Genomic DNA, 12,349 nt, shown 5'->3' with positions numbered 1-12,349 from the left:
ATTACTTAAGTTATTCGTCTCGAACTAGTTTGCCAAAAATAGCTCTGAGTAGATCACTTTCTTATACCGATTGGTATAAGGCGATTAGCCATATCGTCCAGTGATGTAATCTTCTGTTTTGCGCTGTTTTGGCGTGGTAAAGATGGTGTTGGTATCGGCGTACTCAATCAGCTCACCCATATACATAAACGCGGTTTGATCAGACACACGTGCCGCCTGTTGCATGTTGTGAGTAACGATAACCACGGTGTATTTAGATTTTAAGTCGGTGATCAACTCTTCAATCGTCAGCGTTGAAATCGGATCCAGTGCTGATGTAGGTTCATCAAGCAAGAGTACTTCAGGCTCAATAGCGATAGCACGGGCAATAACCAAACGCTGCTGCTGACCACCTGATAAGCCAAACGCGTTATCATGTAGACGGTCTTTCACTTCATCCCAAATCGCTGCACCACGTAGTGAACGTTCAGCGGCTTCATCTAATTCGCGACGGTTATTGATACCTTGCAGACGCAGGCCGTAAACCACGTTTTCATAAATTGACTTAGGAAACGGATTAGGACGCTGGAACACCATACCCACGTTGCGGCGCAATGACGCAACATCGACTTTCTTGTCATAGATATTTTGGCCATGAAGCATGATTTCACCGCCAATATGACAGTTATCAACCAAGTCATTCATGCGGTTAATACAACGCAATAAGGTTGATTTACCGCAACCACTTGGTCCAATAAAAGCAGTGACTTTCTTTTTCGGAATTTTCATCGAAACGTCGAAAAGCGCTTGCTTGTCGCCGTATTTCAAATCCAAGTTACGGATCTCTAACGCGGTCTGCTCTGGAGTTAGGTTGTCCAAATCTAAGGTGTCTGTTTTCATTACCGATTTGTCTATCGAAATCATATCTATTCCTAATCACTTCAGGATAACTGTTTTTAAAGCGCTCGACCACTACGCGAGCGCTTTCAAATTTGGCTGTAAATTAATGTTCTAGTGAACGATATTTTTCACGTAAATGGTTACGCACTGCAATGGCGGTTAAGTTCAAGGTCACGATAACCGATACCAGCAAAAACGACGTTGCATAAACCAAAGGACGTGCGGCTTCAACATTGGGGCTTTGGAAACCGACATCATAAATATGGAAACCTAAGTGCATGAACTTTCTTTCTAAATGCACAAATGGGAAGTTCATATCAATTGGCAATGTTGGCGCTAACTTCACCACACCAACCAGCATTAGCGGCGCAACTTCACCAGCCGCGCGCGCAACCGCAAGAATTAATCCGGTCATAATTGCTGGGCTTGCCATCGGAATAATAATCCGCCATAGGGTTTCAGCTTTAGTTGCCCCCAGTGCCAAACTACCTTGGCGTACTGAGCTTGGAATACGGCTTAAGCCTTCTTCTGTCGACACAATCACAACCGGTAATGTCAAAATTGCTAATGTCAGTGCAGACCAAATCACCCCTGGCGAGCCAAATGTTGGCGCAGGAAGTGCCTCTGGGTAAAAGAGTTGGTCAATTGAGCCACCAAGCATGTAGACGAAGAAGCCTAGACCAAATACGCCGTAAACAATCGATGGTACACCGGCTAAGTTAATCACCGCGATACGGATCATCTTAGTGATTGGGCCCTTCTTAGCATATTCATGCAGGTAAATTGCGGCAATCACGCCAAATGGGGTCACAATCACCGCCATTAGCATCACCATGAACACGGTACCGAAAATCGCTGGGAACACCCCACCTTCAGTATTGGCTTCACGTGGGTCGTGGGTAATAAAGTTGATCACCCCTTTTACCCAGTGCGCCGCCTTACCAAATACCCCTAGACGGTTTGAGTAAGTCACGCCCAGAATACTATCCATTTTCAAGGTAACTTCTTGGCCGCGCATATCTTTAACAATAACTGCATCACGACCCGCTTCACTGCGCAGGTTAAAGAACTCTTTTTCAAGCACGAGGTAATCAGCTTGCAAGGTGTCACGCTGCGCTTGTAGCTCTAATTTGCGGCTATCGGTCAATGCATTTTCTAGCTCATAACGACGCTCTTTGAGTCGCAGCTGCTCAAGCTTATGGTTAATGGCACCAATTTCACGCTTTTGCAGACCAACCGCTTTTTCACTTAGCTCTACCGCACGCTCAATATAGGTTTCAAATTCGGCTTCGACATCGTCTGAATTTAATCGTTTACCATCCTCGACAATCGCAATTGGATAACCATAGAAGTCACCATTTTTGGTACGCTCCATTTTGGCAATCCCTTCAGGGACAGTGCGAGAAACAATATCGGTTGCCAACACCCAGCGGAAATCGAGGCCAACAAACTCACGGTTACCGGTTTTAATCAAATAACGTGTGACCGTGTCACCTGGGTGATCATTAAACTTGTGTCCGGCAGAGATTAATCGCTCTGTTGGCACTTCTTCACGGTCATAAATCTCACCAATCAGTGTCGATTCATTGCCATACTGGTCTACCAGCTCCCACTGGTAAATTTCAGCAGGCCAAAAGAAGCTGAGTCCACGCCATGCAATTAACAATAACAATCCTAATACGGCGATGAGGCTGATACTGACTGCACCACCTGTCATCCATATCCATGGAGACCCTGACTTAAACCACTTACCCATTGCAACAACCTCTTACGGATTCAGGCGATAATACTTTTACGTTAAACATCCATTTTCCCCTTAAAGTGAGCTATAGCGTTCACGTAGACGCTGACGCACCACTTCTGCAATGGTGTTAAAGAAGAAGGTGAAGATAAACAACACAAAGGCCGCTAAGAACAGTACGCGGTAATGAGAACTACCAATGGCTGATTCAGGCATTTCTACCGCAATGTTCGCCGCTAGCGTACGCATCCCCTCAAATACACTCCACTCCATAATCGCAGTGTTACCCGTTGCCATCAGTACAATCATGGTTTCACCTACGGCGCGGCCTAATCCCATCATTACCGCAGAGAAGATCCCTGGACTTGCGGTCAGTAGTACCACTCGAGTCAAGGTTTGCCAGTTAGTTGCTCCTAGCGCCAAACTGCCGTTTGATAGGTGACGAGGTACCGAGAATACCGCATCTTCGGCAATAGAGAAGATGGTTGGAATAACTGCAAAGCCCATTGCAATTCCAACTACCAGTGCATTTCGTTGGTCAAAGGTAATCCCAAGCTCATTGGTGATAAACATCCGTGAATCGCCACCAAAGAACGCCAGTTCAATGGTTGGGCTGATGTAAAAAGAGAACCAGCCGACGAAAATAATCACAGGTAACAGCATCAGCTCTTGGTAAACTTCTGGTAAACGTTGCTTCCACTTACCAGGTAGCTGATACCATGCAAAGGCAGTCACTAATATCGACAGCGGTAACAGTAGCAGTAACACTAAGATGCCGGGTAAGTTATCTTCAATCAGCGGTGCTAACCAAAGGCCAGCTAAGAAACCTAAAATAACCGTTGGTAAAGCCTCCATAATTTCAATGGTAGGTTTGACCACAGCGCGCACTTTAGGCGACATGAAGTAAGCAGTATAAATGGCACCAGCAATGGCTAATGGCGTTGCAAATAGCATCGCATACAAGGCCGCTTTCATGGTACCAAATGCCAGTGGCGTCAGGCTTAACTTAGCTTCAAAATCATCAGAACCCGATGTCGACTGCCATACAAACTGTGGCTCTGGATAACCTTCATACCAAACCTTGCTCCACATGGCGCTCCATGAGACTTCAGGGTGGGTGTTGTCGACACTAAATAGGTGAAGCTGATTGTTTGCTTCAACCACTAAGGCGTTAGAGCGAGGTGTAAAGCCAAGCGCTACGGGATTGCTAATATCAAATGTTTCAGTCAGTAATTTACGTTGGCTGGTCGTATAAAGCAGATTGAGTTCACCTTGCTCACTGACTGTCACAAAACTCTTTCTGTAAAATTCACTGGCCATCGCCGCAATCGCGCTTTTGTTTTTAAATTCGCGAATTTGCTGATATTGGCGACCTTTCTCACCATTGACTTGGAAATACTGCAGCACTAAACCGTTGTCATAAGACACAAGCACTGAGCTGGCACCCGCCAGCAAACTCACTTGAGTCACTTTAGCTTGGCTTCTTTCAAGTTCTAATACTTGTAATAGGCGAACCGCTTCTGCATCACGAATGTCATACACGAACAGTTTATTGTTAGCACGCAGCATCAATTGGCGCTGATCGGGTGTCATCAGCTGTTGATCGACATTGCGCGGGGCATCAGCAATCACACCACGGTAACTGCTCCATTCAACCTCTTCAGTCATCATGTTTTCTTCACCCTCTTTGCGAGTCAGAAACCATGTTTTGTCGTCACTTTGGTAGGCAAATGACATTTTGTCACTTTCATAGGCAAAGGCGAGATTATTTAATCCAGAACCATCTTCTGAAACTTGTAGCGGCTGATCACCTAGCGGAAAGCGCAGTTTTGGGGTGATCAGGCGTTGGTTGTTAGGGTATGTGACAGTAAAATCGATACCCGCAATAATCAGCTGACCATTTGATAACCCATAAGCAAAACGTTGCTCACTAGGGACGGATGTCGCGCTACTTACGATGCTCGCACCCTCTGGAATAGCAATGGTATTGGTCTCAATCTCGCTGCCACTTGATGCGCGATAAAAACTTACGACACCATCTGTACCGGCACGGTACAGGACTTCATTTTGCTCATCACCACCAACCATCAGTGCCGGTGCAGTATCGCTACCTAGGCTGATTTGGCTAACAGGCGCAACTTCTGCCCCATCAAAAATGGGCTTTACTACATATAGGAGATAGAAAAAAATCAGCAGTAGTGCCACAAATACCATTGTGCCACCTAAGGTTACACCTGCCTGTGTCAATCTATCTTTAATCGCCCTTCTACTAGAGCCTTTAACCATTAATAGGTTTGTCGGCGTAGAACCAGGTTGAGATACCTGAGCTTCCATTAAAAACCTCGTTTATTATGTTTCAGTAGACTTTTTTCTGGGATTGTGAACATCGCTATGCTAACAATAGTCATCGCAACCCAATTTCAGACGTGTGGGATTATATGACGTAAAGATGACACTAGTGTTACAGTGGGGCAATGTCAGCTTTTTTATTAATTAGTGGAGTTTTATCAAAATGTTACGATATTTAGTAACCTTACAGGTTGCCGACAAAACCGGTTTAGTAGAACAAATAGCCCATGCTGTCAGCCGTCATGGGGGTAACTGGTTAGATTCTGAACTACGTCACATTAATGGTATTTTTGCTGCCATTTTGTTACTTGAAGTTCCTGCAAATAACTGGGATGACCTCGTCGACAGCCTAGAGTGTATTGAAGGGCTAAGTTTAACTTACGCAAAGACCGGGAAAGAAAATCCACCCACACAGCAACTTAGCTATAGTGTTGTGGCTTACGACCGCCCAGGCTTGGTGCATGAAATCTCGAACAAGATTAACGCAACCGGCATGAATATTGAACACTTTAGTACCCAATATGAAAGTGCCAGCCACACAGGTGTCGCACTGTTTAAAGCCACCTTTACCGTTGGCCAGACCGCGCAAAACAGTGATGAAGCCTTAACGGAAGCGCTGTATACCATTGGTGATGATGTTGTTTTAGACAAACTTGAACGCTAAATTAGCCACACACTCAATGCTAATGGGCCAGCCTTTACAGCTGGCCTTTTTTATTAACAAATATATCCTGCCCATTTGGGCTATTTAGCGCGACTGCTAATCGATAAAATCGTTCTAAGTTGTCAATAATAATCTGTTAGACTTGCTACCAAATCATAAAAATAGCTTTGGAAACGCAATGTCAAACACCACTATTGGCCATATTAGAAAAATGAAAAGCGCCTTAAACGAGCAAGGCGATGTCAATTATCAACTTCCATTAGACGAACAGCTCGTCGATATGAACCAATTTATTGGTAAACCACTTAAACTGGTACATACCGGTAATATTCACTGCTGTAACTGCGGTAAGAAGACCAAAAAGAGCTACTCCCAAGGTCACTGTTTTGTTTGCATGAAAAAACTCGCTAGCTGCGACATGTGTATTATGAAACCAGAAACTTGCCACTATGACCAAGGGACCTGCCGTGAACCTGAGTGGGGCCAAGCAAACTGCTTTGTGCCGCATTATGTCTACTTGTCTAACACATCCGGCTTAAAGGTGGGTATTACTCGCCACACGCAATTGCCCACAAGATGGATTGACCAAGGTGCAACGCAAGCACTCGCTATTTTAAAAGTGGCCAGTAGGCAGTTATCTGGACTGATTGAGGTTGAACTGGCTAAGATGATTGCCGATAAAACCAATTGGCGTGCCATGCTTAAAGGCGATGAGTCAGCCATTGATTTAACGGCGAAAACGAAACAACTCATTGCGCAAATTGAACCCAAGCTGGTTGAGCTTAGCAGCCAGTTTGGCGCAGATGCCATTGAGCGTTTGGATATTGACCCACAATCTATCCGCTTCCCTGTGACGGTTTACCCTAGCAAAATTGCCTCACACAACTTTGACAAAAACCCTGAAGTGTCCGGTATTTTGCAAGGTATTAAAGGCCAATATTTAATTTTCGACACTGGCGTCATCAACCTTCGTAAATTCACTTCATATGAAATTGAGCTGAGTTAACCGTGTTGTGGATGCGTTGCAATCAGGGCAACGCATCCTTGTTTACTTGAGCTTTTCTGCAAACAACTTCTTTACTTTATCCACTTTTGGCTTCACCACCATTTGGCAGTATGGCTGCTCGCCATTTTGTGCGAAATAGTCATCATGATATGACTCTGCAGGATAAAACCGCTCAAAGGCAACCACTTGAGTCACGATGGGGTCAGCCCATACACGAGCTCTGGTCATCTCTTCTATCTGTTGATTAACCAAATCACTTTGGCTGCTATTATGGATAAACACCACCGAACGATATTGCGGGCCGACATCATTACCTTGACGATTTAACGTGGTCGGATCATGGCTTTGCCAAAATACTGCTAGCAGTTCATCAAAACCAATCACTTTAGGGTCAAACTCAATATGAACCACCTCAGCATGACCAGTGTCACCACGACATACTGCTTTATAGTTGGCGTCGGCTTCACTGCCACCACTGTAGCCAGACTGGACATTAACCACACCTTTTAGCTGACCAAATATCGCTTCTATGCACCAAAAACAGCCTGCGCCAAATGTTGCCATCTGAGTTGATGTGGCCGCATCGTCAATGTTATCAATGGCCTTAAATGTCATCGACACCGAATTAACACAATGGCGTAAGTTTTTCTCCGTTAGCCTTTCGCCAGTAAACACGTGACCAAGGTGTGCATCACAACCACTACATACAATTTCGGTGCGCTGACCATCTGCGTCGGGATAACGATTAACTGCGCCAGCAATTTCGTCATCAAATGCCGGCCAGCCACAATGGGCATTAAATTTGTGTTCACTGAGATAAAGCGGCTGATCACAACGTTTACAGTGATAAACCCCTTTAGCATCATGTATGTGGTATTCGCCACTGAATGGCCGCTCGGTGCCTTTTTGTTCTATGACATAACGTTCAAACTCGGTTAGTTTGCGCATCTCATTGTTACCTTTTCTATTGACTCTGTTTATACCAATCGGCATAAGAAAGTGATCTACTCAGAGCTATTTTGGGCAAACTAGTTCGAGACGAATAACTTTAGTAATAGTGGTTCTATTAGAAAGTTATTCAACGAAGAAGTAGGCAGCCAAAAAAGCTCCCTATATAGACCGACCATATCAGGAAAACTTGTCAGCGAATTTTACTTATTCGCTTAACAACACAATATCCGACTAAACCACTAAGATATTAGCAAAATTAAATGACCATGGCTTGTTTATCGCTATCCTCATGTTAATACGAAGCTATTCGTAAAGAACGATCACCCTTATTATAATTTAAAACAATAAAACAGTGACTTATGTCACACTTGTTTGCAGCAAATAATTTTGCACGCTACTATCTTTGCTGGGTCGAATAAACAAATAATACCAACTATGCAACTACCAACGATTAATTACCAAGCTAAAGATAGTGCTGAGAAATTTGTGCAGTCATTACGCGAAACCGGTTTTGGTGTGCTAACACAGCACCCTATTGATAAACAGCTGGTTGAAACCATTTATCAACAATGGCAAGCGTTTTTTAATAGCGATGAAAAGCAGCAGTTTCTTTTTAAACCAGAAACTCAGGACGGCTTTTTTCCAGCCGAAATTTCAGAGACAGCAAAAGGCGCGACGGTCAAAGATATTAAAGAGTACTATCATGTCTATCCTTGGGGCCGGATCCCTGACGCATTGCGAGATAATATTTTAGCTTATTATCAGCAAGCCAATGATCTCGCCGCGGAGCTTTTAGATTGGGTTGAGCAACATACGCCCGCAGACATTGCCGTTAACTACTCAATTGCTCTGCCTAAAATGATTGAGCAAAGCCACAAAACCTTGCTTAGGGTGCTACATTACCCGCCAATGTCTGGTGATGAGGAGCCTGGTGCCATTCGTGCAGCAGCTCACGAAGATATTAATCTACTCACTATTTTACCTGCAGCAAACGAACCTGGCTTACAGGTAAAAGCGAAAGATGGCAGCTGGCTGGATGTGCCCTGTGATTTTGGTAATTTAATTATCAACATTGGTGACATGCTCCAAGAAGCGTCTAATGGTTACTTCCCGTCGACGACTCATCGCGTGATTAACCCACAAGGGACTGACATGAGCCGCTCTCGAATTTCTCTACCCCTGTTTTTACACCCTAAACCAGAGGTGGTGTTATCTGAGCGCTACACCGCGGATAGTTATTTAATGGAGCGGTTACGTGAGCTTGGCGTAATTTAAATAACCTAATTTATGGCACATTGCCCCAAGGGCAATGTGCTGACCTCGCATAGAAATAATTTGCCAGATAAAAATCCACAAACAATACATATTTCAACATCTTTCCCCACAAACACTCACTTTGGATATATAAACAGCCAATTTTAACATTTCACATCACTTTTGCGGCTTCAATATCAGATAGAACCGTTACAGCGACAGCTCACAAAAACTCAAAGAAACAGCAAGTTATTTAAATTCCAGCCTTGCCAAGGCAATCACAAACGATTATGTTTTAGCACAACAAATAGCTAACACATTGATAATAAAGGTTGCTCAGAAATGCTCAAATGGCTTGTCTTTTGCCTATTCCTGTTGGCACCGACTGCAGTCACCGCAAAACCTCTGACCTACTTAGTCATCGCCCAGCAAGCTGAGCCTTTCCAAATCGTGGATGCGCAACACCATGCCATTCATTACAGTGGCATTATTACTGATATTGTCTACGAACTCGCAGAGCATCATTTAGACATCAGCTTAGCCACCGAGCATGCGCCATTTCTGCGCTATATACGCAGTATGCATGATAAAGACAAACAGCCATGGTTAAGTTACGGCTCGCCAGCATGGGCTAAAGTGAGCGGCGTTGAAATTCAAAATAGTAACCTGATTGCGACGCCACTATTTACCGTTAAACATCAGTTAGTCAGTTTGGCTGCCACCGAGCTCAACTACCGCACTATCGACGAGCTATTTGGAAAATCGGTTATTTTATTAACCGGATATAGCTACCCTGGATTGGATCAGTATATTGAGTCAGGGCAAATCAATGCGGTGACGGTTAACAGCCACCAGAGCGCGTTAAAAGCGTTAAAAAACCGACGTGGTATTGCGTTTGTGTCTATGGGTATTCGTAGCCATTACACCATCAACCGATATCACTTTAATAAACAAGATTTCGATTTTGCCGATTTTAGCGACACCATAAAACCTAACACCATCCACCTATCCCACAGTGAAGATCTGCCACAAGCTCTGATCAATAAGCTTAATGCGGCTATCATAAGCATGCATCAAGACCACAAAATTGCTCAAATAATTGCTAAATATACCCTTGCCAGTAAAAACCGCACATCTTTGGAAGCACAGCAATAAAACTCAGATTATCTTTAATTTAAAACACACTGTTTAGTCATTGAAATGTCGTATGAAAAAGCTGTGGCCTATGGCAACTTCTGCTACAATTCCCGCCGAAAATCCTCCTCCACTAATACGATAAATAACAATAGACCCTATGAATCAGTCAAACAAAGTTTTAGCCGTCAATGACGACCTGCCTATCCGTACTGATAAAGCGGTTCATTCAGGTAAAGTACGCAGCGTCTACTGGTTAACCGCCGAAGACAGTGCTCGCCTTATTGAACAAAAAGGTTACGATGTTCCCGCCGATACACCACTGGCAATCATGGTAATTAGCGATCGCATTTCAGCTTTTGACTGTATCTGGCAAGGTGAAAATGGATTAAATGGCGTGCCAGGCAAAGGGGCAGCGCTGAACGCTATCTCTAATCACTGGTTTAAACTGTTTAAAGATAAAGGATTAGCGGACAGCCATATTCTCGATGTACCTCATCCATTTGTATGGATCGTACAAAAAGCACAACCTGTTATGGTTGAAGCCATTGCTCGCCAATACATCACAGGTTCAATGTGGCGTGCCTACTCTCAAGGTGAACGCGAATTCTGCGGTATCACCTTGCCTGAAGGTTTAGAGAAAGATCAAAAGCTAGCTGAAATTCTCATTACACCATCGACTAAAGGGATTCTAACTGGCCTTAAAGATGTACCTGAGGCTGATGATGTAAACGTATCACGCGCCAATTTGGAGCAAAACCTTGCTGGCTTTAACTTCCATAGCCAGGACGATATTGACCTGTATGAGAAGCTACTTAGAGAAGGTTTTGCTGTCATTAGCGATGCATTAGCTGCGCAAGATCAAATCTTTGTCGATACCAAATTTGAATTTGGTTATGTCAATGATGCAAGTGGCAAGGAAAAACTCATCTATATGGATGAAGTCGGTACACCAGATTCATCACGTATATGGGATGGTGCGGCACACAAAGACGGCAAGATTATTGAAAAGTCTAAAGAAGGATTCAGACAGTGGCTGCTTAATCACTTCCCCGATCCTGATATCTTGTTAAACAAAAACCGTATGCCTGAGCGCAATGCGTTAGCGCGAGATAACAAGCTACCAACCAGTGTGATGATGGATATCTCCAATACCTATGTTGGGATTGCTGAAACGGTTATTGGTAAAAAGCTCACTTTAAGCGATAACCCACGCCAAGAAATTATTGATGTTCTGCGTGACGAATATCAACTGATTGTTGAATAATTCACGATAGAAACATCAGAAAAAAAGCCGTCAATAATGACGGCTTTTTTGTTTATTTTTTTATTTATTATTGGTAAATCGAAGGCTCACCTGGAGGACGGGTTTGCAACACCTTCAAAAACCACATGTACTGCTCAGGGTACGCATTAATCACCTGCTCTACCGCTTGGTTCAATGCCAGTGCCTCGTTCTCTTTACCTTTCATGGTATCAGGATCGATTGGCGCCATCACGGTAAGTTGGTATTTGCGCTGGGATTGGTCATAACCAATTTTCACCGGCATCACCTGCGCATTTCCGGCCATCGCTAATCGCCCCACTACTGGCAACGTTGCTTTTACGGTACCAAGAAATGGCGCAAACACACTTTTATCCGGGCCTAGGTCTTCATCGGGTAAGTAAAAAAAGCTATTACCCAGCTTTAACTCAGATAATAACGCGCGTATACCCGCCTCACGCATATACACATTCCCACCTTGAGAACTACGCATGCGGTTATTAAACCAATCAAATAGCTCATTACGATGTGCTTTTGCCATAGTGACCATAGGCAACTGCGTATTAAGACGTAAGCCCGCGTATTCGATTCCCCATACATGGGGCATGATGAATATGACAGGTTGACCGGCCTTTTTAGCGGCTTCTACGTGCTCAAAACCGTGAAGCTCGACTCGACGCTTAAGGTTGGACGTAGAGCGCACCATTAACTCCGATTGAGCCAGCAAGATCATGACAAAATTTTCGACATTTTCATCAACTAGCTGCTCAATCTCTGCCGCTGATTTATCAGGAAAACAAGCGGTTAAATTGGCTCGCGCCACTTTCAACGGCTTTTTAGCGATTTTCTTTACTAACTTGGCAAGTTGCTTAGCAATAGGATCTCTTAGCCACGCAGGTAACAAACCAAAGCCAACGAGAATAGCTATCGCTAACCATGTGGACCACAGCTTAGGATGCAATAAAGACCAGCGAAATCGCCGATCAAAATACTTAGGTTTTCTGGACAAAAATAAACCTCAAACTAACACGACAATGCAATCGTATTGACGTAAATTCTTTATTGATTAATCAATCGCCTAACAGAAAAAGCCACTCATAGGAGTGG

At 44.0% G+C, this 12,349-nt stretch carries 10 protein-coding genes; 5 read left to right on the top strand and 5 right to left on the bottom strand.

What is annotated here, in order from left to right; all coding sequences use genetic code 11:
• Positions 1-84: 84 nt before the first annotated feature.
• The 3 genes from pstB to ACHUFW_RS12555 all read right to left on the bottom strand — a co-directional run bounded on the left by pstB (position 85) and on the right by ACHUFW_RS12555 (position 4,954).
• On the bottom strand, positions 85-903 hold the full coding sequence (pstB, locus tag ACHUFW_RS12565) for a phosphate ABC transporter ATP-binding protein PstB (protein WP_394203524.1): 819 nt from the start codon (positions 901-903) through the stop codon (positions 85-87).
• A gap of 79 nt (positions 904-982) precedes the next feature.
• A complete protein-coding gene (gene pstA / locus ACHUFW_RS12560) occupies positions 983-2,635 on the bottom strand; it encodes a phosphate ABC transporter permease PstA (protein ID WP_394203522.1) in 1,653 nt (550 codons plus the stop codon).
• Positions 2,636-2,695: 60 nt separating this feature from the next.
• Entirely contained in the window at positions 2,696-4,954 is a 2,259-nt protein-coding gene (locus tag ACHUFW_RS12555) for an ABC transporter permease subunit (RefSeq protein ID WP_394203521.1), read from the bottom strand.
• Positions 4,955-5,132: 178 nt separating this feature from the next.
• On the opposite strand from ACHUFW_RS12555, the gene ACHUFW_RS12550 reads away from it, so the two are divergent.
• Together ACHUFW_RS12550 and ACHUFW_RS12545 are read left to right on the top strand one after the other, a co-directional pair.
• The gene (locus tag ACHUFW_RS12550; RefSeq protein WP_394203519.1) at positions 5,133-5,633 is read left to right on the top strand and encodes a glycine cleavage system transcriptional repressor; all 501 of its coding nucleotides are present in this window, start codon (positions 5,133-5,135) and stop codon (positions 5,631-5,633) included.
• Between the two features lie 178 nt (positions 5,634-5,811).
• Positions 5,812-6,639 carry a DUF2797 domain-containing protein gene (locus tag ACHUFW_RS12545; protein ID WP_394203517.1) on the top strand — a complete coding sequence of 276 codons (828 nt, stop codon included), beginning with the start codon at positions 5,812-5,814 and terminating at the stop codon, positions 6,637-6,639.
• A gap of 42 nt (positions 6,640-6,681) precedes the next feature.
• Here the strand turns inward: ACHUFW_RS12545 and ACHUFW_RS12540 are convergent, their stop codons facing one another.
• The gene (locus tag ACHUFW_RS12540) at positions 6,682-7,587 is read right to left on the bottom strand and encodes a bifunctional methionine sulfoxide reductase B/A protein (RefSeq protein ID WP_394203515.1); all 906 of its coding nucleotides are present in this window, start codon (positions 7,585-7,587) and stop codon (positions 6,682-6,684) included.
• Positions 7,588-8,025: 438 nt separating this feature from the next.
• On the opposite strand from ACHUFW_RS12540, the gene ACHUFW_RS12535 reads away from it, so the two are divergent.
• From ACHUFW_RS12535 to ACHUFW_RS12525, 3 genes are all read left to right on the top strand, one after another.
• Positions 8,026-8,865 (top strand): isopenicillin N synthase family dioxygenase, encoded by an 840-nt coding sequence (locus tag ACHUFW_RS12535; RefSeq protein ID WP_394203514.1) that lies wholly within the window; start codon positions 8,026-8,028, stop codon positions 8,863-8,865.
• A gap of 321 nt (positions 8,866-9,186) precedes the next feature.
• Positions 9,187-9,999, top strand: coding sequence for a substrate-binding periplasmic protein (locus tag ACHUFW_RS12530; RefSeq protein ID WP_394203512.1), 813 nt, complete (start codon positions 9,187-9,189; stop codon positions 9,997-9,999).
• A gap of 139 nt (positions 10,000-10,138) precedes the next feature.
• Entirely contained in the window at positions 10,139-11,245 is a 1,107-nt protein-coding gene (locus ACHUFW_RS12525) for a phosphoribosylaminoimidazolesuccinocarboxamide synthase (RefSeq protein ID WP_394203511.1), read from the top strand.
• Between the two features lie 67 nt (positions 11,246-11,312).
• Here ACHUFW_RS12525 and lpxM read toward each other — a convergent pair whose 3' ends face one another.
• Complete coding sequence (gene lpxM, locus ACHUFW_RS12520; protein ID WP_394203509.1) at positions 11,313-12,251, bottom strand: lauroyl-Kdo(2)-lipid IV(A) myristoyltransferase; 939 nt, start codon at positions 12,249-12,251, stop codon at positions 11,313-11,315.
• Between the last annotated feature and the right edge of the window lie 98 nt (positions 12,252-12,349).

It is taken from the genome of Shewanella waksmanii (assembly GCF_043643685.1).
Lineage (GTDB): Bacteria > Pseudomonadota > Gammaproteobacteria > Enterobacterales > Shewanellaceae > Shewanella > Shewanella waksmanii_A.
Note: the sequence above shows the minus strand (reverse complement) of the source record. Positions and strands in the feature narration are given on the sequence as shown.